This is a genomic window from Hyunsoonleella pacifica (genome assembly GCF_004310335.1).
Lineage (GTDB): Bacteria > Bacteroidota > Bacteroidia > Flavobacteriales > Flavobacteriaceae > Jejuia > Jejuia pacifica.
Genome location: NZ_SIRS01000005.1, coordinates 527,739 through 553,604, shown reverse-complemented (window position 1 = coordinate 553,604; position 25,866 = coordinate 527,739). Strand labels below are relative to the sequence as shown.

Here is a 25,866-nt window from a genome sequence, read left to right as displayed (position 1 = left end):
AACATTGTTATTGCTGGGGATGTAGTAGACACAAGTATCGCAGGCACGTATGTAGTCACTTATAATGTAAGTGATGCGGCAGGCAATGCAGCCACACTAGTAAGTAGAACTGTAAATGTAAATAGTGTGCCGACAGATGTTGTAATACATCAAGGCTTTTTTGAGACTGGTTTAGATGGATGGATTGATGGTGGAAGTGATTGTGCAAGACGATCTGATTCTAGGTCCTATGAAGGTAATTTTTCAATAAGAATAAGAGATAATTCAGGTACTGCTTCATCGATGACTTATTCAAATGTAGATTTAACATCATTTGCTGAAGTACAAGTAGATTTCTATTTCTATGTGTTTAGTTTTGAAAACACTGAAGATTTTTGGTTACGCTTCTTTGATGGGTCTTCTTGGATCACTGTTGAAACTTGGGCTAGAACTATAGAAATTAATAATAATACATTTTATAATGCTACGGTAGTCATACCTGCATCTGTTTATAATTTTGCATCAAATTCTGGATTTAGATTCCAGTGCGATGCCTCAGGAAATGCAGATCAAATTTTTATTGATCAAGTTACAATTACTGGATTTGGATCAGCCACTGGAAGCGGAAATTCTCTAGTGAATTTAGGAGGAACAACAAAAACAGAAATAAACAAACAAGTTGAAGAGGAAGAGGAGTTTATAGTTTATCCTAATCCGGTTAGGGGTAATTTTATAAATGTTAGTGTACCTGGAACATCAAATTTTGATTACAAAATTATGAACATGATAGGACAAATTGTTGCAGAAGGAAAATCAACTGGTAAGGTAAATGTTGATAGAATTGAGAGTGGTGTATATATGTTGCAAGTTTTTGATGGAGACGAATTACTGACAAAACGATTTATCAAAGAGTAATTAATAGCTAAAAACAATTAAAACGTCTAAGTTTTTAAACTTAGACGTTTTTTATATACGAATAATTTCATTATCCTCTAAAAGGGCATTACCTCTTAATCTCAAAAATATTTGAGCTACAGCTATAGTGTCTTTTTCACAATAATCTATAATTCTATCAATATTTCCTTCGTCATAATAAACGCTATACACTTCACTGCCATCAATATCATCTTTAGGAGATGGAATACCCAAAACATTAGTCAATAATTTTAAAGAAGTATAAGTTTTAAAATCTCCAAATTTCCAGAGTTCTAGAGTATCTAAATGCGGGACTTCCCATGGTTTTTTGCCAAAAAGATTTAGTTTATACGGTAGTTCTATATTATGAATAATCATGCGGCGTGCTATGTAGGGAAAATCAAATTCTTTACCATTATGAGCGCACAATAAATGATTTGTTTGGCTAAAGTGGGTAATTAGTAGATTTTTAAAATTCTTAAGAATTGTAATTTCATCTCCATAGAAAGAAGTAACCCTTAACATGCGTCGTTGTCCTTGGAAATTGAAGTAAGCTACAGAAATACATATAATTTTCCCAAATTCTGCCCATATCCCAGCACGATCATAGAACTCTTCTGCCGTAAACTCATCTTTTCGTTGATATTGCGATTTGTGTTCCCAAAGCAATTGCTTTGTTTCATCTAAATCTGAAAAGAATTGTGTTTCAGGTACGGTTTCAATATCAAGAAATAATATGTTTTCGAGATTTAATTTTGAAATCATTAGTCAAGCATTTTATAAGCCTCTTGAATATAAGTAAAAATATCTGAGGTAAATTGACCAACCATGGTATTATCTCCTTTTGAGTGTCCAAGTCTAACAATGATAACATTATCTGTTGGTTCTACTATAACATATTGCCCTAAGTGACCACGCATCATAAAAAAGTTTTTGCTACCTATAGTTTTTAACCACATACCATATCCATACATGCTTCCATCAGGATGAACAGGTTTTATAGATTTTGCAACAAAAGTGGAGTCTAAAATTTGTTTACCATTCCATTTTCCATGGTCTTTATAAAGTTTGCCAAAACGCGCAAAATCCTTAGCATTACTTGCAATACAACAGTATGCTTTTACTAAATCGTGACTTTCACTATCAACTTGCCAAAGTGTAGAATTTTCACAACCTAGTGGTTTCCAGAAGCTTTCAGTTAAATAATTATAGAGTTTTTTGCCTGTGGCTTTTTCAATAACCATAGCTAACATTTGAGTATCTCCGCTTGAGTATTTAAATGATTTTCCTGGCTCTGTTTCAACCTTTAAACCTAGCATCACTTTTTCTAAATCGTCATCAAAATAAGCACGAGTTACTATTGAAAATGGAGAATAATATTTTTCATCCCAAGTTGTACCAGATGACATACTGGATAAATCTCCAACAGTCATTTTAGCCGCTAACCCTTCATTAAACGTAGGTAAAAAATCACTAACGGGTTGGTCTAGACTTTTAATGTGGCCTTCCATAAGCGCTTTTCCTAAAAGTCCAGAAACATAACTTTTTGCCATCGAAAAAGAATTGGTTTTAGAGTTTTCATTAAAACCATCATAATAGTTTTCAAACCAAATACTATCATTTTTTATAATCACATAAGCAACAGTACCATTAGCTTCGTTAATAGAGTCTAACCCTTTAGTCTCTTTGACTGAGTTGTAATCTTTATGATTTGGCCAAGGTTGTGGCCTTCCGTTTTCAATAACTTGATTATCAAACTTCTTATAGTCTTCAAGATAAGCAGTAGTATACCCTTGAAGGTAAATTGTTCTTACAGCTTTAATAAGGTAATCAGTGTCAGTAATGTAAAGGATAATAATTAGTAAGCCAATTAGTATTACTAACCATTTTATGAATTTTCTTAGGAGTCGCATATTTAGTTTTTGAAGTTGTAACTAAGATATGAAAATTCTTATTGCTTTTTATTTTTAGCTTTTCGCTGTCGCTTTTTTTTGTAGAAAGTCTTATCGGCAACGTAAATGATTTTGTGTAACTCCGCAATTAAAGTGCCATCTTTAGTGATGATATTAGGAGTTTTTATAACATCTATTTCACCTCTTATCTTAACATCTTCCTTGATAGTTTCAATCTCTTCTGGAGAGAATATGAAATCGCAAAACACCATTTCTTTAGCAGGTCTTCTATAGTTTATAGTCGCAGCTTTATCCCATACAACATAATCACTTCCCAGAATATTCATAAGTTGAATCATGTAAATAGGATCAGTAGCTGATAGCATGCTTCCACCAAAAATAGTCCCTACATAATTTCTGTTTTTCCAATTTAAAGGAATTTTAATTTTTACAAAATGTAAATCTTCAGAAACCTCTATGATTTTAGCAGTAGTTCTACGATACATAGGAGACCAATTAAAGCCATATTTATAGATTTGAGCATCAGTTAGAAACCGTTTTGCAATATTTGCGAGGGTACGATACATTAAAAAAGCGATTGTTGTTTATAGGGGCTTTCATGTTCTAAGAGCCATTGCTTTCGATGTAAACCACCTGCATAGCCTGTTAAACTGCCGTCGCTACCAATAACACGATGGCAAGGTATAATAATCCAAAGTGGGTTTTTGCCGTTGGCACTGGCAACAGCACGAATGGCTTTTACATCACCAAAGGCTTTAGCAAGTTCTAAATAAGACATCGTTTTGCTGTAAGGAATATTTTGAAGAAGTTTCCAAATTTTTTTTTGAAAATCAGTGCCTTTTATATCTAATTTTAATTGGAATTCTTTACGTGATCCTTCAAAATATTCATTGAGTTGAATAGCACAATCTTCTAGTACTTCAGGAATAATATCAGTAGTTGTTTCTTCTGAATTTAGAATAGTAACCGAACAAATACCATCAGCACTACCAATAATTTTAGTAAACCCTATAGGTGTTTTGATGATGCATTCTTCCATGAAATATACTATTTCTTATTCAAGAGATTAAATATGCAAAATATTAAAAGTCGTTATCAAAGATAATCATACTCAATAAATAAAAAAGTGATGACATTTTAAATATATACCGATGTACCTAAAAACAATCAAATTTTATTATGAAAAAAACAAAAATTTTATCTGTCCTATTGTTATGCTTAACTCTATCTGTTTTTAATTGCTCAGGTAGCGATGATAATGATACAGAAGAAGAATTTAGCCTTATTGTTATTGCTGGACCATGGTCTGGTACTTTCGATGGTGGTGATTCTGGGACGTATTCAGTTATTGTAAGTACAAATGGTACGGTTACCGGCACGGCTTTTTCTAACGATTTACAACAAAATTTAGCTCTTAATGGCACTATAGATGATGATGGGAATTTAGACGCAGTTGTAGGTTCTGCTGCGAATGGTGCGTCTTTTACCGGAAAGTTTAGAGCAACAACATCTTCTGGTACTTGGAATAACCCCAATTTAAACCTATCTGGTACTTGGACAGGAACTAAGGATGAACAGTAAGTGGATTTATGTGGTTTTTAACATTAAAAAATCCTTGTAAGTATTACTATACATTATGAGGATTTTTTATTAATCTTCTATAATCCCCAATTTTTTGGCGCGTGCTTCCCAACTTTTTCTCGCTAGATTTTGAAGGTCTGAAACATTATCGCTTTCATCCATAATTTCCATTCCAAGAAGCGTTTCAATCACATCTTCCATGGTTACTAAGCCACTAACAGAGCCGTACTCATCAACAACTAAAGCCATGTGGTTACGGCTTTCTACTAGTTTTTCAAATAAAGTAGGAATAGGTAAACCTCTATTAACAACAATAATATCTCGTTTTAGGTCTGAGAGTTTTTTGGAACCCTTATCTAAGGCCATTTCTTTAAAGATTTCGTCTTTTAAAACTAGCCCTGTAATGTTATCTGAATCATTTGAATATACAGGTATCCTAGAAAAACGTAGATTTAAATTACGCTTGAAAAAATCCTCAACCGTAGTAGCTTCATCCTCAATTTTCATAACAGTTCTTGGTGTCATCACATCTTTGGCAAATACTTCTTTAAACGTAAGTAAGTTTTTTATAATCTTACTTTCATTTTCTTGAAATACACCTTCTTCATGCGCAATATCAGTCATAGCCATAAATCCTTCTCGGCTTAATACACTTCCATGACCCTTACCTCCAATTAATTTAGTTGTGAGTTGGAGTAGCCATAATATCCCTGTCCACTTTAAAGGGAAAATGAGTATTTTTAATGCTTTTGCTGTGAAATTGGCTAAACCTTTCCAATAAGTAGCTCCAATAGTTTTCGGAATAATTTCTGAGGCAACTAAGATTAATATGGTCATGATTGTAGAAACAACACCCACCATAACATCTTCAGTATATTCAAATCCCAAAATACTTTTTGTCTCTGTACCATACATCTCTGCGTAAGCCACTTTTGCCTGTACACCAACTAAAATAGCACCAACAGTATGAGCTATCGTATTCAAGGTTAATATCGCAATTAACGGACGGTCAACATCTTTTTTAAGTATTTCAAGTTCTATGGCATAGGCTTTACCTTCCTGTTTTTTTAAATTAATAAATGTTGGTGTAACACTTAATAAAACAGCTTCTAGTATAGAGCATAGAAAAGAAAAAAATATAGAAATAATGCCGTAGAATATAAGTAAGGCCATGGCTAAGTTTTAGTTTCGGGCTAATTTACAAAATCAATTTAACTAATTTAAGGATGTAACAATCTTGTTAGATTGTCAAATAAGCTGTATATTGAAGGAAATATCTTAAAACTTTACATTGTGATACGAAAGTCTCTGTTCTTTGTACTTCTTTTTTGTTTAGTAGATACTATAAGCTCACAATCTAAAGATGACTCAATACTCAAAAAAACGACTAGAAACACTTTTGCCGAAAAAATTTACCTTCAACTTAATAATACAGTCTTTACTACTAACGAAATAGTTTGGTTTAAGGCTATTGTGACTGATGCTAAAAATGTGCCTACTAAATTCAGTGGTGTTTTGCATGTGGAACTTATTGATTTTGATAAACAAGTTGTAGCTACTAAAAAGCTTAAGCTTGAAAACGGTATTGCTGATAATTTTTTTCAACTAGATGAAAAATATCCTTCAGGACGTTATTTAGTAAGAGCTTACACAGAGTGGAACAAAAACTTTGGCGACGATTTTATTTCTAAACAATATATTAACCTTTTTCGACCCAATAGAAAACAAGAAGCATCTCCTATTCAAAACATAATATTATCAAAGGTTGGCACCGAGCAATATGAAATTTCCGCTCAATTTTTTCCAGAGTTTATAAAAACAGATTATAAGAAAGATTTATGGGTTTATATTAAAGCAGATGAATTATTGGATTCTGTTGAGGTTAGACCAAAAAAAGGCATTTATAAGCTACAATATCAGCTTCAAAAAGATGCTATAGCTGTAAACTTAAGGATGAAGTTAGAAGACACTAAATTAAAAAACTTTAAAACCAAAGTAGAAAAAACATACAACAAAACTATTGCTATAGATAAAGACTTTATCGATCTACAGTTTTTCCCAGAAAGTGGGAAGTTAGTTGATAATTTAACGAGTAAACTCGCTTTTAAAGCTTTAAACTATAAAGGTTTAGGAGAAGAGATTAATGGTGTTATTGTAGATGAAAAGGATAGTATAATACTGCCTTTTAAAACCAATACCTTAGGTATGGGTTACATGCTTTTTACGCCAAAGTTACACAAAATATATTATGGCAAAACTATCTCGAAAGATGGGCTAGCTTTAAAATACGAGATTCCAAAAACACATGCCGAAGGATATAATTTAAGTGTTTCTGAAACGCAAAGCTTTATCAATTTACAAGTGGCATCCAAAACTCAAATTACAGATAACTTTAGGGTTCAAGTAAAATCAAAGGGGATTTTACTCAAGGAATTTACGTTTCAATTACTCGATGATTCCTATAAAATGTCCTTACCAAAACATTTACTTCCAGAAGGGATTATTAATATTACACTTTTAGACAGTAATAAAAGCGTATTATGTGAGCGTTTATTTTTTCATCTTGATGAAAAAAAACACTTAAGTATTAGTGCGAAACCTCAATTAGATTATTATACTCAAAGAGATAAAATACAACTAAATTTTGGGATTACTAATGCTAATGGCGAACCTACAATAGCAAATTTATCTGCTTTAGTAATAGATGAGAATCAGTTTGAGCAAACAGACCAATTAAGAGGTAATATTTTATCTTATTTTTTATTAAACTCAGAACTAAAAGGACATATTGAAAACCCAACGCGTTACTTTGATGTAACTAATATGTACAGAAAACGTGATTTAGATGCTTTAATGTTAACACAAGGTTGGAGTACCTACGTTTTCAGTGAAAAAGACACTAATAAAAGTTTTGACATACAACCCGAGACTGCATTACGAATTTCTGGGAAAGTACGTTCTATATGGAATAAAAATAAAGCCCCTAAAAATAATGTAAATTTAACCTTACTGACTTCAGGTAAACCACCTGGTGCGTATATTAAAGAAGTGGATAGTACGGGTTACTTCAATTTTGATTTATTTGACCCTTACGGAGATAAACTGGACATAGTGATACAATCAACAAATAAAAAAGGAAAAGCGAAAGAGTTTCAACTTGCACTAGACCCACGAGTACCATCTCCTAGGGTTGACTATGAAACACAGGAAATAATAGAACTTCCAGATAGTATTATAAATACGTTTTTGGAGATAAAAACAGAGGAAAGACAAGCATTGGCAGGTTTTAATTTGAATAAAAACACCGTTGAACTGGATGTGGTAGAGCTTACAGGTTATAAAGTCACTGCAGAAAGAGAAAAAATATTCAAGCTGCATGGACCACCAGATATAGTTATAGATAGTGAAGAATTGGTAGAAGTCGAGGAAAAATGGATGTCTGGGTTGTATGACCTCCTTAGAGTTAAATTCCGCGATGATATTTTCATTAAAACCACAAATAGGGCACATGTATATGGAACAGATGTTACTTTATTTTACATTGATGGAGAAGTGGTTCCAGGAGTAGACTATTCTTTATTACCTCTTTTACCTGTTGAAAATGTAAAGAGTGTTGAAATTTTAAAAAAGCCAAAAGGGACATTTATGAGACACGTTATGGAGGCATTTCCAAGGATGAGCCCAATGGCTATGCAGCAATTAGCATCATCTTATATTGGGGTTGTTAGTATATATACCCATGGCGGTAATGGTATTGCAGCTCTAGACGTTCCAAAAGGGATTTATAAAGGATCCATAGCTGGCTTTTCAACCAAACGCGAATTTTATGCACCTAAATACGAGACGTTAAAACCAGAGGATTGGGAGATTCCAGACTTACGTTCGGTAATACATTGGGTGCCTTCAATGTATACTGACGAAAAAGGAGAAGCACAACTGGAGTTCTATAATGATGATGTTGTTGGCGATAAACTCATAATCGTTGAGGCTATTTCATCTGATGGTAAAATTGGCTATTTTAAGAGTAAGTATACAGTTGGTGAGCGTAAAGAAAATAATTAATTGAGCATTTGTATATATGATTACGTTATATCTTGAAAGAAATATTTCTAATAATTTTTATTTAAAATTTAAGTACTTCTTTTTCATTTTTGTACTATGTTTTACTAGTATTTCTCAATCACAAACCAATACACCTATTGCCAATAAACAAGTTGACAAAAAGACCTATGCAGAAAAAATATATCTTCAACTTAGTAATACTATTTGTGCCACAGGGGAGACCGTTTGGTTTAAGGCTATTGTTACTAATACCTTAAATGTTCCATCAAAGCGAAGTGGTATTTTACATGTAGAGCTTATAGATTTTGATGAAAATGTATTAAGCACAAAAAAGCTTAAGTTAGAAAATGGTATAGCAGAAAGTTTTTTCGATTTAGATGAAAAGTTACCATCAGGCAGGTATTTGATAAGAGCCTATACTAAATGGAATAGAAATTTTGAAGCGGACTTTATTTTCAAGCAATATATTGATGTATTTTCTATACAACCTATAGACAAACAAGATGTTATAACCGATATTGTGTTAAGTGAAACAAATAATGATCAATTAAAAATAACTGTAAGAATACATCCAGAACGTATAAAGGACGGTTATAATAAAGATTTAAATATATACATTCTATCAGAAGATCTAAAGGATTCTGTAGAAGTAAAAAGAGTAGATAAACAATATGTGTTAGAATATAGTATTCCTAAAGATTTAATTAAGGTGGAATTAAAGGTACAGTTAGAAGACACCAAATTAAAAAACCGAAAACGTAAGACTGAAAGCACCTATTCCAAAACCATTGCTCTAAATAAGGATTTTTTAGACGTTCAATTTTTCCCTGAAGGAGGAAAAATGTTAGAAGGGTTTACAAACAAGATAGCCTATAAATCTATTGACTATGAAGGCCTAGGTAAAGTAGTTAGTGGACATATAGTTGATGAAACAGATAGTATAGTTACCCCTTTTACCACTAATAAATTGGGGATGGGATTTGTGTACTTTAAACCAGATAAACAAAAAACTTACTATGGTAAAATAATAAGGGCTAACGGAGTTGAGTATAAATACCCCTTACCTAAAGTAATGGCGCTTGGCTATCTTTTAAGTGTATCAGAAACCAGTAAACACCTAAGTTTAAGTATAAAAAGCAAGATAAAAACAAAGGACAGCCTTTATGTTGAAGTAAAAAGTAAAGGAGTGTTAATTCAGCAACATAACTTTACATTAGAACAAGGGATTCATAAGGCTTTAATTAAAAAAGCACAATTGCCCAATGGTATTATAAGTGTTACGCTTTTTAACAATAGTAAAGTACCAATAAGTGAACGTTTATTTTTCAATTTAGATGAAAAAAGCATATTAAACATAGCAGTAAAAGAAGATAAAACAATTTATGCGCAGCGGGATAAGACCACATTAAATTTGGATTTTACTGATAAGGAAAATCAGGCAATTGTAACCAATTTTTCTGCACTAGTTATAGACAAGGCCAAACTGAACCCAAATCGAAATGAGCACCCCAACATCTTATCTTATTTCTTGTTACATTCAGAATTAAAGGGTTTTATAGAGCAGCCCAGTATCTATTTTGATACTAATAACATGTATAGAAAGCGGGACTTAGATGCTTTGATGTTAACACAGGGTTGGCGTAATTATGTATTTAGTAAAAGTGATACCAGTTATAATTTTGATATACAGCCAGAGACAGCTTTAAGTGTTTCGGGTAAAGTAAGATCTGCCTTTAATGATAAAAAACCACCTAAGAAAAAAGTAAATTTAACCATGCTTACCTCAGGAGAACCTCAAGGGCTTTATATGCAAACTACTGATAGCATAGGGAATTTTGTATTTAATTTAGGTAATCATTATGCTGATGAGCTAGATATCCTGATACAATCCTCAAATAAGAAAGGAAAGGCTAAACAAATTAGTTTTGAGCTAGACAAAGCCATACCAATACCAAAGATAGCTTATAAGAGAGAAGAAGTTATAGCATTGCCAGATACTATTGTTACAGCATTTTTGAAGAAAAAGACAGAAGAAAGACGTGCATCAGGAGGTTTTAATCTCTCAGATGATACAGTGGAACTAGGCACAGTAGAGTTAACAGGATATAATGTGACACCAGAGCGTGAAAAGCTATTTAAGTTACATGGGGCACCAGATATAGTAATTGATAACGAAGAACTGGTTGAAGAAGAAGAAGACTGGATGTCTGGACTTTATGATCTTCTTAGAACTAAATTTCCTGATGATGTTTACTTTGAAAATGTAAGTTTCCCTGGGGAGGCTTTTGGGCTTAGTACAGATCCTTCGTTTACGCCCCAAGATACTATAGTTAAAGACATTGAAGTTCCCAAAATTGCAGAAACTAATGTTGCTTTTGTATTTATTGATGGAGAACTTATTGAAGGTATAGATTATCCGTTATTACCTTTTTTAGCAGTGGAAAACATAAAAAGTGTTGAGATTTTAAAAAGACCTAAAGCTAATGTTTTACAATATTATCAAGAAGCATTTCCGCGTAATGACCCTTTTGAAATAGCAAAGCAGAGGGCATTAGCCATTGTTGGCATTATTAGCATATACACCTATGGCAGTAATGGCATTGCTGCTCTTGGAGCTCCTAAGGGAGTATTTAAAGGTACTATAGCAGGTTTTTCAACCCAACGCGAATTTTATGCACCTAAATACGAGACGTTAAAACCAGAGGATTGGGACATTCCAGATTTACGTTCGGTAACATATTGGGTACCTTCAATCTACACTAACGAAAAGGGAGAAGCACAATTGGAATTTTATAATGATGATACTATTGGCGATAAACTCATTATCATAGAGGCCATTTCTCCTGATGGTAAAATTGGCTATTTTGAAACTTCCTATACTATAGAAAAACGATTGGAAAATAATTAAGAGATCAATTTTACAACATCCTTAGCGAAATAAGATGCTATAATATCTGCCCCAGCACGTTTAAAAGCTGTTGTGGTTTCTAGCATAATTTGGTCATGGTTTAGCCAGCCTTTTTCGGCAGCGGCCTTTATCATGGCATATTCACCGGACACTTGATATACCGCTACAGGGACATCTACTTCATTTTTAATTTCTCTAAGAATATCTAAATACGAAATTCCTGGTTTTACCATAACAATATCGGCACCTTCATCAATATCCATTTCGGTTTCCCTGATGGCTTCAAAACGATTGCCATAATCCATTTGATACGTTTTTTTATCCTTTGGAATATCTTGAATATCTACAGGCGCAGAATCTAGTGCGTCACGAAAAGGCCCATAAAACGCCGAGGCGTATTTAGCAGAATAGCTCATAATTCCCGTATTAGTAAAACCTTCGTCTTCTAAAGCTTCGCGAATAGTTAAAATACGGCCATCCATCATATCACTAGGTGCCACAAAATCAGCACCAGCTGCGGCATGAGAGATACTCATTTCTGCTAGAAATTGTGCGGTTTCATCGTTAACTATTTGTCCGTTTTCAATAATACCATCATGTCCGTAAACTGAATAAGGGTCTAAAGCCACATCCGTCATTACCAACATATCAGGACACACATTTTTAACCGTTTTAATAGCTCGTTGCATAAGTCCGTTAGGGTTTAAGGCTTCTTTTCCTGCATTATCTTTTAAATTATCAGGTACTTTTACAAAAAGCAATACCGATTTTAAACCTAGTTTCCAGAGCTCTTTTACCTCGTGTTCTAGTAAATCTAAACTATACCGAAAGTAGTTGGGCATAGATGGAATTTCATCTTTTACGCCTTTGCCTTCCACTACAAATAGTGGCACTAAAAAATCATTTGGTGTTATTATGGTTTCACAAACCAAAGCGCGAATGGTTTCGTTGGTTCTTAATCTTCGGTTTCTTCGTAAAGGGAACATAGTTTTTATTACTTTTATCCAAGCGCAAAGTTAATCATTAAAACCTACTTTACATTGCTGGAATCTTTAAGTCTTTTGCAGTTTAAGTTTCCATGGCGGAACTATCAAAACAAGCTATTAAAGAATTTTGATAACCATATTGCCGATAAACACTTTCACGTAATTGCGCCTCCGGGATCTGGAAAGACAATATTAGGTATTGAAATTATTAGGCGATTAGGGAAAAAGACCTTGGTTTTAACACCAACATTAACCATTAGAAATCAATGGAAACAAAGAACTCAAGAGTTTTTTTCTAAGAATAAAGATTTTCAAGCATTTTCTTTTGATTTGAAATTGCCTAACGATATCATTTTTTCCACATATCAATCATTGCACGCGTTTTATAAGTCTTTTGAGAATAAGGAAGATTACTTTAAGTTTTTTGAAAAGCATCAGATTGAAACCATAGTTTTAGATGAGGCGCATCATCTTAAAAATGAATGGTGGAAGTGTTTAAATGCTTTAAAAGAACACCTGTCTTTTTTTGTGGTTGCTTTAACGGCAACACCACCTTATGACAGTAGTAGAACGGAAATAACAAAGTACTTTAACCTTTGCGGTGAGATAGACGATGAAATTGCAGTGCCAGATTTAGTAAGAGAAAATGATTTATGTCCACATCAAGATTTCGTTTATTTTTCAAAACCCAGTGATGCAGAAATCAATTTTATTTCAGACTACAGGAGTAAAATTGCCGATTTTAAGGAGGCTTTGCTCAATGATAATGTGTTTATCAATTTTATACTGAATCATAGGTTTTACAAAAACCCTAAAGTTCATCTTGAAGATATCTACTCGAATACTTCTTATTTTTCTTCAATTTTAATCTTCCTAAAGACATGTGGCATTTCGATTGATATAGAAAAATTGAAGATTTTAGGATTTAATAAAAGTGAAAAGATTCGTTTTCCGGATTTAGAATTGCAATGGTTAGAATTGCTATTTCAAAATATATTAGTAGATGATAGAGAGACTTTAATTAGTGATGAGAATTATCTAAACAATTTAGAGAAAGAACTTAGAAAGCTGAATGTTTTTGAAAAGAATCGTGTTAATTTTATTGGCGAACAATTACTTTATAAATCTCTGGCTTTTAGTCCAAGTAAACTAAGAAGTATTGTTGATATTGTTTCAGCAGAAAGAAAATCTTTAAAAGAGAATTTAAGTTGTGTTATTTTAACTGACTACATAAGAAAAGAGTTTTTAAACACAGTTTCAGAAGACCTATACAAGATTAATAAGATAGGCGTAATTCCTATATTTCAATATGTTAGGAGTCTTTATGCTTTCAAAAAGGATATTGCCGTATTAACTGGAAGTATAATTTTACTTCATAAATCCAGTGTTAAAGCATTAGAGAAATTAGAGCCTCTTTCAAGTTTCTCGCTTTTGCCTTTAGATTCAGATGCTTCTTTTCTTGAAATATCCCCTAAGGGAAAAACTCAAAAATCAATAGTTGGTATCATTACTAAACTTTTTGAAAAAGGTATTATTAAAGTCTTAATAGGTACAAAATCTTTACTTGGCGAGGGTTGGGATGCGCCTTCAATAAATAGTTTAATATTAGCATCCTCAGTTGGTTCTTTTGTGTCATCAAATCAAATGAGAGGAAGAGCTATTAGAAAGGATACAGATAATCCAGATAAAACTGGTAACATTTGGCATTTAGCATGTATAGACCCAACCGATTTTAGCGGTGGCAGAGAGATAGAAATACTAAGGCGAAGGTTTGACGCCTTTGTTGGTATTACAAATACTACTATTCCGTTTATTTCTAATGGATTTGATAGATTAAACTTTCCCGAAGATATTCATGTTGATGATGTTGAAACTTTGAATCAACAAACACTGGCAAGAGCGAGTAATAGAGCAATAACCATAAAACGTTGGACTCTCTCAATAGGTATAGGAACAAAGATGACTAAGCAAGTTAAGCTTTTGCATGATGGAGAAAAGCCTTTTAAGGAACAAGAACAGATCTATTATTTTGATGTACTTCGATTTTTTGTAGCAGAATTATCTTTAGCTATATTTTTCTTTTACGTTGAATTTATTTTAGAGGGTTTAAACATCATTGCGACAAAAGGATTAACATATTTTGTTTATGCTTTAGTGGCCGCTTTTTTCGCTACGTTTGGATTTAAATTTTATAAGGCCGTTAAACTGTATATCAGATATGGTTTTTTGAATAAGAAGATTCATAAATTCGGATTAGTAATACTTAATACTTTAAATGAATTAGGTTTTTTGAATACTAATATGAATGATATACAAGTAGTTTCTAAGCGTCTTGAAGGTGGCGATATTATTTGCCATTTAATCGGCGCTACAGATTACGAAAATTCCCTTTTTTCAGGATCCTTAACAGCACTAGTAAACCCAATAGATTCACCGCGTTATCTTATCGTAAAAACAAATTTTTTAAAAGCGCATTTAGATATTGAGAACTTTTATCCTGTTCCTGAAATTTTTGGAGACAAAAAGAAAAATGCTAAGATTTTTCAGAAATACTGGACCCAATTTCTTGGAGGAAATAAACTTATTTTTACACGACAACCAGATGGTAGAAAAGCACTTTTAAAAGCAAGGCTTTATCATATACATAATGCTTTTAAAAAGGTATCTAAAGAGGTTGTTATTTGGAAATAATTACACCCACTCTTTAGGGTTTTTTAATACCTCAATTAATTTTTCTTCATCACTTCCAGCTTCAGGATGATGATCGTAAACCCATTGCACATGAGGCGGCAAACTCATTAAAATACTTTCTATACGTCCGTTGGTTTTTAGCCCAAATAACGTTCCTTTATCATGCACCAAGTTGAATTCTACATAACGGCCTCTTCTTATTTCTTGCCAATCTCTCTGAGCTTGCGTATATGGTAAATCTTTGCGTTTTTCAACTATGGGCACATAAGCTTCTAAAAAGCTATTACCAACTTCGGTAACAAAGTTATACCAATTTTCCATAGTCATAGTATCGGTTGCTTTGCAGTAATCAAAAAATAAGCCACCTAAACCTCTGCCTTCATTTCTATGGGCATTATAGAAATACTCGTCACAGCGCGCTTTGTATTTTGGGTAAAATTCTGGATTGTACTTATCGCAAGCTGTTTTACAAGTTAGATGGAAGTGTTTTGCGTCGTCTTCAAACAGATAATACGGTGTTAAATCTTGTCCACCACCAAACCAACTATCAATAATGCTTCCATTTACATCATACATTTCAAAATACCGCCAATTGGCATGTACAGTTGGTGCCATTGGGTTTTTTGGGTGCAATACCAAACTTAATCCACAAGCAAAAAAGTCTACATCTCCAACCTTAAAATAAGCTTGCATAGATTTTGGTAACTTACCATGAACCCCAGAAATATTTACACCGCCTTTTTCAAAAACGCTTCCGTTTTCGATAACGCGTGTACGTCCGCCACCACCTTCTGGTCTTTTCCAAATATCTTGTTGAAATTTGGCTTTACCATCAATTTCTTCCAATTTGGAAGTGATACTATCTTGTAAATCTTGTATGTATTGGTAGAATTTGTCTTTCATTATTCAATCTCTTTATACAATTCGTATAACTCCATGTTTAGTGGTGCACCTCCAGGAGGTGTAAACTCATTTTTGAGTGTTTTTATCCAAGTGAAATTATTATTTTCAGCAACTTTTAGGCTCCCTATATTATTTTTATGAACGATGATTTGCAAAGTTTCTAAACCCAAAATTTCAAAAGCATAATCTGATAATTTTTCTATAGATTTTGTCATGAAACCTTTGCCCTCGATATTATAATCTATAGCATAAGCAAATTCGCCTTGTTTTTTAATCCAATCTATAGCTTTGATATAAACTAATCCTGCTAATTTATGAAGTTTAGTCTCTTTGATAGTAAACAAAAACTCTTCTTTTGTAGCAAATCGTTTTGTTTTTTTTTCAACGAAAATTTTTGATAAATCTGGGGTTAGATTTTGCTCCAAAGTTCTTGGAAAGTAACGCTTTAAACGATCTTCATTAGCTACACAAAAATTGCAAACAGCCCATGCGTCCTTTAAGTTAATTGGAGATATATAATATTGCTCTAAATTAAGTTGCATATACAGGCTTATTTTTAAGTTGTAATACTTCTACGGTTCTTGTAGAAGCTGCTGTAACCGATAATGGCAACACTAAAATTACACCAATTACTGGAATTAATAAAAACAGTATAAAAACAATACCATTACCAATAGCCAATCCGCGATATCTTCGCACAAATTGTACACTTTCTTTATATTGATAATGACGCTCCAGCGTGTAATCCATATTTCCAAAGCCTGCGTAGTACGCCTGAACCATAAATAACAACACCGTTGAAAATATATTGACTACGGGTATAAACTTTAAGAGTAAAATAGGAATGGTTAAAACCAATTCCATTAACAAGTTTCTCCCATTAATTTTTATACCGCGCCACAGTTGTTGTGTAAATGTAGTGTCTCTATGAGAATGCGCTGGTTGTCCTGTAAAATGAGCTTCTATTTTTTCTGAAACGGGACTCATAAATGGCGCAGACAATGCCATTATGATGTGTTTGAATAAAATAAGACCAATAACTAAAACGATGATACCGCCAATAAATGAACTAATAGTTAAAAACGTTTCTTTGCCCCAATCCCAAATCCAAATTTTAGAGATGAAAGCACCAATATTATCGGATAAGGCGTATGCTGAACCAAAAACGATAATGGCTGTTATAAAGCTTATAAGCATAGGAATTGCAAAATACTTCCAAAGCTTTAGTTTTGATATTAAACCAAAAGCCCCGAAGTATGCTTTTATTCCTGAAATGATGTTTTTAATCATTGTTAAACTGCAATATCTCCTTTTAAAGTTGGGGTGCCCTCTTCGTTTTTACTTCGTGCCCAAATGGCTAAACCGAAAGTTAGTACACCTAATCGTCCTATAAACATTAATAAAATCACAACTATTTTTCCAAAGGTATTAATATCGCTCGTAATCCCTGTACTTATACCAACTGTACCCAATGCGGAGGCTACTTCAAATAGAATTTCTTCAAATTTTAAATCGTTAGTAATTGTGATTAAAAACGTGCCTATTAAAATGATTATAGTATAAAAAATAAATGCCGAAGTAGCTACATACAATCTTTCATAAGGAATAATACGCCCTAAAAATGTGATGTTTTTACTGCCTTTTAATTGGCTTTTTAATATGGCAAAAACAGCTGTAAGTGTTGTTATTTTTATCCCTCCTGCGGTACCAGAAGGCGACGCACCTATGTACATTAAAAAAATGCATATAAGCATCATAGCTTGAGAGAACATACCAAAATCTACAGTATTAAAACCTACTGTGGTCATGGCTGTCATGGTTTGAAAAAATGACGCCAGAAATCTAGAGTTTCCTGATAAGTTAGATATAGAAGGCTCAAAAAAATAGAAGAAAACCGTCCCAAAACTTAGCAATATTAAAAACCCGTAAAGGATAATCTTTGTAGTGAAACTTAATTTGTGTGATTTTTTTCTAATGAACATGCCGAAATCTGTAATTACTATAAACCCTAAAGAGCCACAAATGGCTAGCATGGAGATGATGAAATTTACAAAATGATTTTCTACATATTCTGTAAATCCGCTATTAAAAAGACTGAAACCTGCGGTACAAAATGTACTTACACTATGAAATATAGAAGACCAAAGCGTTTCCCAAAACGGAGCGCTTTCACTATTAAACGCTATAAAAAAAAGAATAGCACCAATGAGTTCCATAATAAATGTAAATAGTATTACCGATTTTAAAAAATCGTTTATTCTGATGGTTTTTGGTAGTGTAAATTCAGTAGATAGTATTTTTTTGTGCCAGATAGTCATTTTCCTAGTCGTAGATAATAACATAAAGGTTGTAAAGCTTAAATACCCTATGCCACCTAGTTGGATGAGTATCATGATAATAAACTGACCGAAAAAATTATACGTATCAAAAATTGAAATGGTTACCAAACCTGTTGTTGAAACTGCAGATGTTGAAATAAATAAATGGTCTAGTGCAGATGCGCTTTGTTTTTGAACTATTGGAAGGCATAACAGTAAAAAACCTAAAATAATATAGGTTGAAAAGCCGTAAAATAAATTTTGCTGCGGCGACCATCCCTTTTTTAATAAGGTGTACTTCTTGGATAGTTGCTGAAATTTATTTGGCATAACGTATTTGTGGTTGATTATGTAAAAATAAATCTTTTGAAACTAAAAATTAGATTATTAAACCTAAGCTCTGCGTTAGGGATTGAGGGATTTGTTGAAGCTCCCAGACGGAGGAGGGAGCGACTCCCGAAAGCCCGACCTACTTTTTACAGCGATTAGTTGATAGTTAAAACCAAATGTTACACTAAAAAGTAGGTAACGCCCAAATTATTTTAATTTCCGTACTCTTTTACAGCATCAATAAATGCTTTGGCGTTATCTAAACCAATATTAGGTAGAATACCATGACCTAGGTTTACGATGTATTTATCTTTACCAAATTCGTTAATCATTTGGTGTACCATTTTTTTAATTTCTGCTGGTGGAGAGAATAAACGTGTGGGATCGAAATTCCCTTGCAGCGTGATGTTACCTCCCGTTAAATAACGTGCATTTCTGGCAGAACAAGTCCAGTCTACACCCAATGCAGAAGCACCAGATTTTGCCATTTCTCCTAGAGCAAACCAACAGCCTTTTCCAAAGGCAATTACAGGGGCATCGTCTTTTAAAGCATCAATAATTTGCTGAATATATTGCCATGAAAATTCTTGGTAATCGACAGGGGATAACATACCTCCCCAGGAATCGAACACTTGTACTGCATTACAACCTGCTTTTACTTTTTCTTTTAAATAGGCAATAGTGGTATCTGTAATTTTTTGAAGTAATTGATGTGCAGCAATAGGATTGGTAAAACAGAATTCTTTAGCTTTATCAAAGTTTTTACTGCCTTGACCTTGCACGCAATAACATAAAATAGTCCAAGGTGACCCTGCGAAACCAATTAATGGAATTTCATTATTAAGCTTCTCTTTGGTGGCTTTTATGGCTTGGTATACGTAATCTAATTCTACTGTTACATCGGGTACAATAACATTGTCTACATCTTTTTGTGAGCGTATAGGGTTTGGTAAATATGGACCAAAATTAGGTTTCATTTGTACCTCGATATTCATGGCCTGAGGAATAACTAAAATATCGCTAAACAATATCGCAGCATCCATACCGTATCTACGGATAGGTTGCACGGTAATTTCACTGGCTAATTCTGGAGTTTGGCAACGTGTAAAGAAATCGTATTTTGCCTTAATCTCCATAAATTCTGGTAAGTAGCGCCCTGCTTGACGCATCATCCACACTGGTGGGCGATCTACTGTTTCTCCTTTTAATGCTCTTAAAAATAAATCGTTCTTAATCATAGTTTTTTTCCTTTAACTATAAAAGATGTTCTTATGGATGCTTCTTTTAAATGGTTAAAACTTAGGCGTTTTTTATCGTTTAAAAATCTGGTAAATCCTTTTTCATTTTCAAAAGAAATAAAATGGATTTCGAATGGTTTCTCTTCTTCGACGTTTATATAATTATCGTCGTTAGGTTGTATCCTATAAATGAGTTTTCCTTTATAATTTTTTAATAACGGAAGTACTTCAGACTCATATTGGTTGTATAAATCTTTTTTTTCTTCATTAATAAAAAGAAATGCTGTTATATAAATCATTATTATATATAATGCAAATTTACCAACTCAATCACACTCTCCACAGTTGGCACTTTTGCCACCCTAACATCTTTAAAATGCTGTTTAGCTTCTTTTGCTGTGGTTTCTCCAATACAAAATGCAATAACATCACTTTTATTACTGCGAACAAAACTTTCTACTGTTGATGGGCTGTAAAACATAGCGCTCTCCACAGAGTTTTCCACTTTACTGCCATCATATTTAGTTTGATAAGCTTCTACTTCATTTACCTCTATATTATTTTCGCTTAAAATAGTAGGTAATGCATCCAACCTAATATCACTGCAAAAGTAGGTTGCTTTAGTACCTTCAATGTACTCCACTAAATAGTCTGCTAACGCTTTTGCGTTTTTAGCAGCATATTTTACAGGACCTATTTTACGTTCTATTAAACGCTTGGTTCTGCGACCCACACAATAAATATTTTTAAATTGTAATTCTTCTGCTGAGTAGTTTGTTGTTAACGCTTCAACAGCATTTTTGCTTGTAAGAATTACATTTTCAATTTCTGATTTTAAAATTTGAGGACGAATACGATTTAAACTTATTTTTATGAAATCGTCGCTTTTAACAACTACTTTCTCATGAAATAATTTTTGCTGATCCTGAGTAAGCTTTTTAGTAGAAAACACATTGGTAACCTTATTTGAGTATTTAATCTCATCCATCAAACGTTTACCGCCACGTTCTATAATATAATCGGCGCAAAAAACAGCTAAATCTTCATGTTTGCCCAGTTTCTCAGAACGTTCTACTTGTATTTTTTTTGAACCATCTTTACTTAAAAGAATACCTTTAAAGACTACTTCTTCATCTTTAATTCTAGCTAAAGCACCAATAGGCGCAGTACAACCTCCCTCTAGTCGGTTTAAAAACTTACGTTCTATTGTGGTACAAATTTCAGTTTCCTCATGGTTTAACGAGGCACAAGCTTCTTTTACGAACTCGTCCTCATCTAAAGCAGTAATCATAATAGCACCTTGCGCAGGTGCAGGAATCATCCAGTCTAAATTTATAGCTTCATCTGGTCTAATACCAATTCTACCAATGCCTGCAGCAGCAAAAATGGCACCATTCCAGTCGTTATCTTGAAGTTTTTGTAAACGGGAATTAACGTTGCCACGTAAATCTGTAATGGTGTGTGTTGGGTAGCGATTTAGCCATTGTGCTTTTCGGCGTAAACTTCCCGTAGCGATTACAGCTTCTTTAGCGCTTAAAAACTCTTCATTATCCTTAAAAACCAAAGTGTCATTTACGTTGCCGCGCTTTAAAACAGCCGCTTGTATGATACCTTTTGGAAGTACTGTAGGTACATCTTTAAGGGAATGTACCGCAATATCTATATCGTGATTCAGCATTGCGATATCTAAGGTACGAGTAAAGATACCTGTAATACCTAATTCATAAAGCGGTTTGTCTAGTACTAAATCTCCAGTAGATTTTACAGGAACTAATTCGGTGTTATGCCCTTCGTCTTCAAGTAAACTTTGTACTATTTTGGCTTGCCATAGCGCCAATTCGCTATCGCGTGTGCCAATTCTTATGGTTTTAGACATTTGTTTTTTGAGGTTCTTCTAACTGAAATACTTTTTTAATGAGTTCTAGACTATCATCAGTAGAAATAGCGTCATCTTTTAGATGATGTGCAAAATGATTGGTGATTTTTTGAATGATTTTATTACTGATTAATGTAGCTTGTTCTTCATTAAAATCAGATAATTTTTTACGTTGTGTATCCAACTCAGCTGAAGCAAAATCTGTAAGCTTATGTTTTAAAGCTTTTATAGTTGGAGCAAACTTTCTTGTTTCTAACCAACCACTAAATTCAGCTTTTACTTCTTCTATAATGTCTTCTGCTAAAGGAATATGTTCCTTTCGCTTTTCAAGAGTTTCATCAGTAATTTTAGATAGATGATCTAAATGTACTAAAGAGACATTGTCTAATTCTTTTACATTTTCATCTACATTTTTTGGAATAGATAAGTCTAAAATTAGAAGTGGCTTTTTTGTTTGAATAATATGCTTGTCTATAGTAGGGCGTTGAGCACCTGTAGCAACAATTAAAATATCTGATGTACTTATTTCTTCTTGCAGATTCGCATAATCTTTCACTACTAAATTAAATTTACCAGCAATTTGTTCAGCTTTATCTTTTGTTCTGTTAATAAGAGTAATGTGTTCGTTTTGGGTATGTTTTACCAAATTCTCACAGGTGTTTCTACCTATTTTACCTGTTCCAAATAGTAAGATATCTTTATTAGAAACATCTGCTACATTTTTAAAAATGTATTGAACTGAAGCAAAGGATACTGAAGTTGCACCAGAAGAAATATTTGTCTCTGTTTTTATACGTTTACTGGCTTGAATTACAGCGTTTACCAGACGTTCTGAAAAATGATTTAACAAACCATGTTTTCTAGACAGTTTAGTACTTGTTTTTAGCTGACTAATAATTTCAAAATCTCCTAAAATTTGACTGTCTAAACCAGACCCAACACGAAACATGTGTGCAATAGCTTCCTTGTTTTTGTATACATACGCTACATCGCGAAACTCCTCAACCGTTCCATTGGTATTGTCACAGAGCAATTCTATAAGTTGAAAAGGGTGTTGTGCAAAACCATAAATCTCGGTACGGTTACATGTAGATGTTACAATTAAGCTTTCAATACCATTAGCTTTTGCTTGATTTAGTAATGCATCTTTGGTGTCGTTATCTAAACTAAAACGACCTCTTGTATCCGCATCGGCTTTTTTGTAACTTAAACCAATGGCATAAAAAGAACTGCCCTTACTAATGTTGTATTTTTGCATTACTTTACTTGATATTGCGAAACAAAAGTAGATGGATTGCTAATAAAAAAATAACGCTTGAAGAACTTTTAATATCGTTTGTGGTTTTTTAAGCTCATTTCGATAAAAAATATGATAAATGTCATATTTTAGTAGTGAATTTGGCAGTTTTGAATGCTTTAATTTAGAACAATTCTAAATAAAAAGAAAAAATGAACAAAAAAAACAACTTAAAAAGTGTCGCTAAAAGTACTTTTAATGAAACGCTAGTTGAAGCTGGTTTTTTAATATTGACTTATAAGAATGATGAAAGTGAGACGCAACATGTTGCTAAAGATATAGATAGCACATTTATTCAATTTCATTTTTGTATTAAAGGTGGTACTACATTTGTATTTAATCAAGGACGTTATAGTTTAGATATACATGAAGAAAACTCTTTATTGCTTTATAACCCGCAACGTGAATTACCGATAGATTTAAAAGTATTACCTAATTCGTGGATTGTATCTATTTTAATATCTATAAAAAAATTCCACAGTTTATTTTCTCAAGAAGCAGATTATATCTCGTTTTTGAATTCTGAAAATAAGGATAAGAAATATTATAAGGATGGTGCCATTACACCATCTATGGCTATCGTTCTAAATCAATTAATAAATTTTAGTCTAAATATCTCTATAAAATCATTGTATTTTAAGGGGAAAGCTTACGAATTATTGAGTTTATATTTTAATAGGAGTGAAGATGCTAATGTGGAGCAGTGTCCGTTTTTAGTTGATGAAGCTAATGTTATTAAAATACGAAAAGCAAAAGATATTATAGTTGCTAGAATGGCAGAGCCACCAACGCTACAAGAATTAGCCGATGAAATAGGGCTAAATATTAAAAAGCTAAAAGAAGGATTTAAGCAAATTTATGGGGATTCTGTTTTTAGTTTTTTATTCGACTATAAGATGGAAGTAGCTAGGAAACTATTGGAAAGTGGTGAGAATAATGTAAATGAAGTTGGACTTAAAGTGGGTTATAGTACCTCAAGTCATTTTATAGCAGCGTTTAAAAAGAAGTATGGTACAACTCCTAAAAAGTATGTCATGTCATTGAATTAGAGTGATGTAAGTTTTTTTTATTATTTTTGACTAAACCCCAAAACCTATACATTATGAAATTCTTGACCCCAGAGATAGAAGCTCTATCAAAATTTACACAAACAAAGTCGCTTGCAAAACTAGGTACTTCTTGTGGTATTTTTCAAGATTGTAATCCAAATTCTAAGCCTTCAATGAGCTATTACTATAGGAAAACAGCTCGTAAATAGGGCTATTTGCTTTCTTTTTCAGAAAATAGATATATAAATAATTTGATTCTGATATTTACGTACTTATACCAAGGTATTTGTTGTTTTTGTTCTTTTTCTAAATTGTAATAAGTAATTATTTTTAAAAACCTGCGAAAAAACATAAAATAAGCTGTTAAATTACAGTATTTAAACTGTGTAAAACATCTATGTTTGCCGAATCTAAGTATTTAACTACGTATTAATACTTAAATTAAAAACATAAAACATGGATGCACTAAGTACAAGTAAGGCTACTAAAATTAAACTCACAGATTTTAAAACGGTTCAAATGCGAACCTTTCATTTAAGTTGGATTGCATTCTTCTTATGTTTCTTTGGTTGGTTTTCCCATGCACCTTTAATGAAATCTACTATAGCTGTAGATTTAGAATTAACTAAGGCGCAAACCACTTTGGCCTTTATAGCGTCGGTTGGGGTTACTATTTTTGCACGATTACTTATAGGTTCTTTATGTGATAAAATAGGCCCTAGAAAAAGCTACGTATATTTATTAGTTTTTGGAGCTATAGCTGTAGCAGGTTCTTCTTTTGCCAATACTTGGGAAACCTATTTAATTTCTAGGCTTGCTATTGGTGTTATTGGAGCATCGTTTGTAATTACGCAATATCATACTTCTGTGATGTTCGCACCTAATGTAATTGGTATCGCCAATGCTACTACTGCTGGTTGGGGTAATCTTGGTGGAGGTGTTACAAATGCTACCATGCCACTAATTGCGGCTGGAGTAGCAGCATTTGGTTTGGCAGAGGCTACAGAGTCTTGGAGAATTGCTATGTATGTTCCTGCAGTTATAATGTTATTCGTTGCGTTTTTGTACTGGAAATACACTACGGATTGTCCTAAAGGAAATTACGTAGACCTACCAGAAGAAAGACCACAAACTAAAAAAGGTGAGAAAGGTTTATTCCTAACTGCTGCTTCAGATAAACGTGTATGGATTTTATTTTTTATGTATGCGGGTTGTTTTGGAATGGAGTTATTTGTTACTGGAAAAGCATCTACGTATTACCAAGAAAAATTTAGCTTAAGTCAAGAAACTGCTGGGTTTATTGTACTATTTTTTGGTGCTATGAATTTGTTTGCCCGTTCTACAGGTGGTTGGATTGCTGATAAATTTGGTAAAAACTCGGGGTTAAATGGTAGGGTAAAAATATTAGTGTATGTGGTGGTAGCTGAAGGTTTAGCTCTATTATTATTTTCCCAAATGAATTCTTTAACATTTGCTGTAACTTCTATGGTGTTTTTCTCTTTATTTGTACAAATGGCAGAAGGCGCTACGTATTCTGTAGTACCTTTTATTAATAGAAAAGCTTTAGGTGCTGTGTCTGGTATTGTAGGTGCTGGTGGTAATGTAGGTGCTGTATTATATGCGCAGTATTTACTAAGAAGTGGTTCTAGCTTACAAGAGGCATTTTTTGCCTTTGGTTTTGTAGTGGCTATTGTAGGTTTCTTAGGTTTATTAGTAAAGTTCTCTCCTGCTGAAGAGCAAGCTGCTAAAGATGAGCAAAAGCGTTTGGAAGATTTACAGAAAGAAGTTGATAATCTACAGAAAGCAGCATAACAAACAAA

At 33.1% G+C, this 25,866-nt stretch carries 22 protein-coding genes; 8 read left to right on the top strand and 14 right to left on the bottom strand.

The window, feature by feature from the left end; translation table 11 throughout:
• The coding region (locus tag EYD46_RS14375) for a T9SS type A sorting domain-containing protein (protein WP_130937867.1) at positions 1–894 on the top strand (894 nt) is incomplete at its 5' end.
• Positions 895–945: 51 nt separating this feature from the next.
• Here the strand turns inward: EYD46_RS14375 and EYD46_RS14370 are convergent.
• Genes EYD46_RS14370 through EYD46_RS14355 form a run of 4 tightly spaced genes read right to left on the bottom strand, consistent with a single transcriptional unit; the run spans position 946 to position 3,846 of the window.
• Positions 946–1,659 carry a 3'-5' exonuclease gene (locus EYD46_RS14370; RefSeq protein WP_130937866.1) on the bottom strand — a complete coding sequence of 238 codons (714 nt, stop codon included), beginning with the start codon at positions 1,657–1,659 and terminating at the stop codon, positions 946–948.
• Entirely contained in the window at positions 1,659–2,807 is a 1,149-nt protein-coding gene (locus EYD46_RS14365; protein WP_130937865.1) for a serine hydrolase domain-containing protein, read from the bottom strand. The genes EYD46_RS14370 and EYD46_RS14365 overlap by 1 nt, the downstream gene beginning before the upstream one ends.
• 38 nt (positions 2,808–2,845) lie before the next feature.
• Positions 2,846–3,373 (bottom strand): DUF4442 domain-containing protein, encoded by a 528-nt coding sequence (locus EYD46_RS14360; RefSeq protein ID WP_130937864.1) that lies wholly within the window; start codon positions 3,371–3,373, stop codon positions 2,846–2,848.
• Complete coding sequence (locus EYD46_RS14355) at positions 3,373–3,846, bottom strand: methylated-DNA--[protein]-cysteine S-methyltransferase (protein WP_130937863.1); 474 nt, start codon at positions 3,844–3,846, stop codon at positions 3,373–3,375. Before EYD46_RS14355 ends, EYD46_RS14360 begins: the two co-directional genes overlap by 1 nt.
• Positions 3,847–3,986: 140 nt before the next feature.
• On the opposite strand from EYD46_RS14355, the gene EYD46_RS14350 reads away from it, so the two are divergent.
• Positions 3,987–4,388 (top strand): hypothetical protein, encoded by a 402-nt coding sequence (locus tag EYD46_RS14350; RefSeq protein ID WP_130937862.1) that lies wholly within the window; start codon positions 3,987–3,989, stop codon positions 4,386–4,388.
• Positions 4,389–4,457: 69 nt separating this feature from the next.
• On the opposite strand, the gene EYD46_RS14345 is transcribed toward EYD46_RS14350, so the two are convergent.
• Positions 4,458–5,561: a CNNM domain-containing protein gene (locus EYD46_RS14345; protein ID WP_130937861.1), complete on the bottom strand. Its 1,104-nt coding sequence runs from the start codon at positions 5,559–5,561 to the stop codon at positions 4,458–4,460.
• A 120-nt stretch (positions 5,562–5,681) separates the two neighbouring features.
• Here EYD46_RS14345 and EYD46_RS14340 point away from each other — a divergent pair, with 120 nt between their 5' ends.
• Together EYD46_RS14340 and EYD46_RS14335 are read left to right on the top strand one after the other, a co-directional pair.
• Positions 5,682–8,450, top strand: coding sequence for a hypothetical protein (locus EYD46_RS14340; RefSeq protein WP_130937860.1), 2,769 nt, complete (start codon positions 5,682–5,684; stop codon positions 8,448–8,450).
• A gap of 16 nt (positions 8,451–8,466) precedes the next feature.
• A complete protein-coding gene (locus tag EYD46_RS14335) occupies positions 8,467–11,358 on the top strand; it encodes a hypothetical protein (RefSeq protein ID WP_130937859.1) in 2,892 nt (963 codons plus the stop codon).
• On the opposite strand, the gene hemB is transcribed toward EYD46_RS14335, so the two are convergent.
• Positions 11,355–12,344: a porphobilinogen synthase gene (hemB, locus tag EYD46_RS14330; RefSeq protein ID WP_130937858.1), complete on the bottom strand. Its 990-nt coding sequence runs from the start codon at positions 12,342–12,344 to the stop codon at positions 11,355–11,357. The two genes, EYD46_RS14335 and hemB, sit on opposite strands and share 4 nt — an antisense overlap.
• A gap of 54 nt (positions 12,345–12,398) precedes the next feature.
• Here hemB and EYD46_RS14325 point away from each other — a divergent pair, with 54 nt between their 5' ends.
• Entirely contained in the window at positions 12,399–15,035 is a 2,637-nt protein-coding gene (locus EYD46_RS14325; protein ID WP_229731308.1) for a DEAD/DEAH box helicase family protein, read from the top strand.
• Here EYD46_RS14325 and hemF read toward each other — a convergent pair whose 3' ends face one another.
• The 8 genes from hemF to hemA form a co-directional block, all read right to left on the bottom strand.
• Positions 15,036–15,938 (bottom strand): oxygen-dependent coproporphyrinogen oxidase, encoded by a 903-nt coding sequence (gene hemF, locus EYD46_RS14320; protein WP_130937857.1) that lies wholly within the window; start codon positions 15,936–15,938, stop codon positions 15,036–15,038.
• The gene (locus tag EYD46_RS14315) at positions 15,938–16,480 is read right to left on the bottom strand and encodes a GNAT family N-acetyltransferase (protein ID WP_130937856.1); all 543 of its coding nucleotides are present in this window, start codon (positions 16,478–16,480) and stop codon (positions 15,938–15,940) included. Before EYD46_RS14315 ends, hemF begins: the two co-directional genes overlap by 1 nt.
• Entirely contained in the window at positions 16,470–17,228 is a 759-nt protein-coding gene (locus tag EYD46_RS14310) for an EI24 domain-containing protein (RefSeq protein WP_130937855.1), read from the bottom strand. Before EYD46_RS14310 ends, EYD46_RS14315 begins: the two co-directional genes overlap by 11 nt.
• 2 nt (positions 17,229–17,230) lie before the next feature.
• Entirely contained in the window at positions 17,231–18,586 is a 1,356-nt protein-coding gene (locus EYD46_RS14305; protein ID WP_130937854.1) for a TrkH family potassium uptake protein, read from the bottom strand.
• A 212-nt stretch (positions 18,587–18,798) separates the two neighbouring features.
• Entirely contained in the window at positions 18,799–19,824 is a 1,026-nt protein-coding gene (gene hemE / locus EYD46_RS14300; protein WP_130937853.1) for a uroporphyrinogen decarboxylase, read from the bottom strand.
• Positions 19,821–20,123 (bottom strand): DUF1330 domain-containing protein, encoded by a 303-nt coding sequence (locus EYD46_RS14295; RefSeq protein WP_130937852.1) that lies wholly within the window; start codon positions 20,121–20,123, stop codon positions 19,821–19,823. Before EYD46_RS14295 ends, hemE begins: the two co-directional genes overlap by 4 nt.
• 2 nt (positions 20,124–20,125) lie before the next feature.
• A complete protein-coding gene (gene hemC / locus EYD46_RS14290; RefSeq protein WP_130937851.1) occupies positions 20,126–21,700 on the bottom strand; it encodes a hydroxymethylbilane synthase in 1,575 nt (524 codons plus the stop codon).
• Positions 21,693–22,958 carry a glutamyl-tRNA reductase gene (gene hemA / locus EYD46_RS14285; RefSeq protein WP_130937850.1) on the bottom strand — a complete coding sequence of 422 codons (1,266 nt, stop codon included), beginning with the start codon at positions 22,956–22,958 and terminating at the stop codon, positions 21,693–21,695. The genes hemC and hemA overlap by 8 nt, the downstream gene beginning before the upstream one ends.
• 191 nt (positions 22,959–23,149) lie before the next feature.
• Here hemA and EYD46_RS14280 point away from each other — a divergent pair, with 191 nt between their 5' ends.
• From EYD46_RS14280 to EYD46_RS14275, 3 genes are all read left to right on the top strand, one after another.
• Entirely contained in the window at positions 23,150–24,046 is an 897-nt protein-coding gene (locus tag EYD46_RS14280) for an AraC family transcriptional regulator (protein ID WP_130937849.1), read from the top strand.
• A gap of 53 nt (positions 24,047–24,099) precedes the next feature.
• Positions 24,100–24,255: a hypothetical protein gene (locus EYD46_RS17810; protein ID WP_165454389.1), complete on the top strand. Its 156-nt coding sequence runs from the start codon at positions 24,100–24,102 to the stop codon at positions 24,253–24,255.
• A 247-nt stretch (positions 24,256–24,502) separates the two neighbouring features.
• Positions 24,503–25,858: an MFS transporter gene (locus tag EYD46_RS14275; RefSeq protein ID WP_130937848.1), complete on the top strand. Its 1,356-nt coding sequence runs from the start codon at positions 24,503–24,505 to the stop codon at positions 25,856–25,858.
• Positions 25,859–25,866 lie beyond the last annotated feature (8 nt).

Excerpts from the sequence above, each read along its gene's own strand:
- EYD46_RS14370 (WP_130937866.1), bottom strand. The coding sequence starts at position 1,659 with ATGATTTCAAAATTAAATCTCGAAAACATATTATTTCTTGATATTGAA.
- EYD46_RS14365 (WP_130937865.1), bottom strand. The coding sequence starts at position 2,807 with ATGCGACTCCTAAGAAAATTCATAAAATGGTTAGTAATACTAATTGGC.
- EYD46_RS14360 (WP_130937864.1), bottom strand. The coding sequence starts at position 3,373 with ATGTATCGTACCCTCGCAAATATTGCAAAACGGTTTCTAACTGATGCT.
- EYD46_RS14355 (WP_130937863.1), bottom strand. The coding sequence starts at position 3,846 with ATGGAAGAATGCATCATCAAAACACCTATAGGGTTTACTAAAATTATT.
- EYD46_RS14350 (WP_130937862.1), top strand. The coding sequence starts at position 3,987 with ATGAAAAAAACAAAAATTTTATCTGTCCTATTGTTATGCTTAACTCTA.
- EYD46_RS14345 (WP_130937861.1), bottom strand. The coding sequence starts at position 5,561 with ATGGCCTTACTTATATTCTACGGCATTATTTCTATATTTTTTTCTTTT.
- EYD46_RS14335 (WP_130937859.1), top strand. The coding sequence starts at position 8,467 with ATGATTACGTTATATCTTGAAAGAAATATTTCTAATAATTTTTATTTA.
- hemB (WP_130937858.1), bottom strand. The coding sequence starts at position 12,344 with ATGTTCCCTTTACGAAGAAACCGAAGATTAAGAACCAACGAAACCATT.
- hemF (WP_130937857.1), bottom strand. The coding sequence starts at position 15,938 with ATGAAAGACAAATTCTACCAATACATACAAGATTTACAAGATAGTATC.
- EYD46_RS14315 (WP_130937856.1), bottom strand. The coding sequence starts at position 16,480 with ATGCAACTTAATTTAGAGCAATATTATATATCTCCAATTAACTTAAAG.
- EYD46_RS14310 (WP_130937855.1), bottom strand. The coding sequence starts at position 17,228 with ATGATTAAAAACATCATTTCAGGAATAAAAGCATACTTCGGGGCTTTT.
- EYD46_RS14305 (WP_130937854.1), bottom strand. The coding sequence starts at position 18,586 with ATGCCAAATAAATTTCAGCAACTATCCAAGAAGTACACCTTATTAAAA.
- hemE (WP_130937853.1), bottom strand. The coding sequence starts at position 19,824 with ATGATTAAGAACGATTTATTTTTAAGAGCATTAAAAGGAGAAACAGTA.
- EYD46_RS14295 (WP_130937852.1), bottom strand. The coding sequence starts at position 20,123 with ATGATTTATATAACAGCATTTCTTTTTATTAATGAAGAAAAAAAAGAT.
- hemC (WP_130937851.1), bottom strand. The coding sequence starts at position 21,700 with ATGTCTAAAACCATAAGAATTGGCACACGCGATAGCGAATTGGCGCTA.
- hemA (WP_130937850.1), bottom strand. The coding sequence starts at position 22,958 with ATGCAAAAATACAACATTAGTAAGGGCAGTTCTTTTTATGCCATTGGT.
- EYD46_RS14280 (WP_130937849.1), top strand. The coding sequence starts at position 23,150 with ATGAACAAAAAAAACAACTTAAAAAGTGTCGCTAAAAGTACTTTTAAT.
- EYD46_RS17810 (WP_165454389.1), top strand. The coding sequence starts at position 24,100 with ATGAAATTCTTGACCCCAGAGATAGAAGCTCTATCAAAATTTACACAA.
- EYD46_RS14275 (WP_130937848.1), top strand. The coding sequence starts at position 24,503 with ATGGATGCACTAAGTACAAGTAAGGCTACTAAAATTAAACTCACAGAT.